This window comes from Vibrio genomosp. F10 str. 9ZD137 (assembly GCF_049974785.1).
Lineage (GTDB): Bacteria > Pseudomonadota > Gammaproteobacteria > Enterobacterales > Vibrionaceae > Vibrio.
The window spans coordinates 1-949 of the sequence record NZ_JBNGCJ010000973.1; the positions used below are offsets into that span (position 1 = coordinate 1).

General features: G+C 45.4%; 1 protein-coding gene and 1 pseudogene. Both read left to right on the plus strand.

Features of this window, described 5'->3' with window-relative positions; genetic code table 11:
- Positions 1-53: 53 nt before the first annotated feature.
- Positions 54-689: an aminodeoxychorismate/anthranilate synthase component II gene (locus ACP45E_RS21055; RefSeq protein ID WP_017038984.1), complete on the plus strand. Its 636-nt coding sequence runs from the start codon at positions 54-56 to the stop codon at positions 687-689.
- A 19-nt stretch (positions 690-708) separates the two neighbouring features.
- Positions 709-949: pseudogene (locus ACP45E_RS21060) on the plus strand (anthranilate phosphoribosyltransferase); the annotation flags it as partial.

Below are 949 nucleotides of genomic sequence, written 5' to 3' on the forward strand. Positions count from 1 at the left end.
CAAAGCCCAAGCGGTTATTTCCGCTATTCAGACTGCTCATAAAGGATAACGATATGACCAACGCTCAATCTCAAGTATCTGCCAATATCGTTTTCGTCGATAACTTTGATTCATTTACCTACAACTTAGTTGATCAGTTTCGATCGCTTGGCTATTCGGTAACGGTCTACCGTAATAATATCGATGCTGACGTCATTGTTGACGCGATAACAATGTTAACCAATCCTGTTGTGCTACTTTCACCGGGCCCAGGCGAGCCTTCGAAAGCGGGCTGCATGCCAGAGCTGATTCAACAGCTAAAAGGACACGTGCCAATGATTGGGATCTGTCTTGGTCATCAAGCGATTGTTGAAGCCTACGGTGGAACGGTTGCCGGAGCGGGCGAGATTATTCATGGTAAGGTATCAATGATGGATCATCAGCAGCATTCTATTTACCAAGACCTACCGTCTCCTTTAGCCATCGCTCGTTACCATTCATTGGTTGCCACGCATGTAACCAAAGAACTGACCGTAACGGCGGAAGTGGATGGACTTGTCATGTCAGTAGCTCACGAGCAAGATAAAGTGTGTGGATTTCAATTTCACCCAGAATCGATCATGACAACTTACGGTGCCACTCTGCTCGCTAACGCCATAGAATGGGCATTAGACAAACCGCGTGTTACTGAAGCGTCACCAAAAAAATAACGGAATAATAGGAAAAATCATGGAAACGATTATTAATAAGCTTTATGAACAACAGTCGCTAAGTGAAGACGAAAGCCAACAGTTGTTTGACGTTATTATACGCGGTGAACTTGACCCTATTTTAATGACAGCGGCGCTCACAGCGCTAAAAATTAAAGGCGAAACACCGGAAGAAATTGCAGGCGCAGCGAAAGCGTTACTCGCTAATGCTCACCCATTCCCTCGCCCTGATTATGATTTTGCTGACATCGTCGGAACCG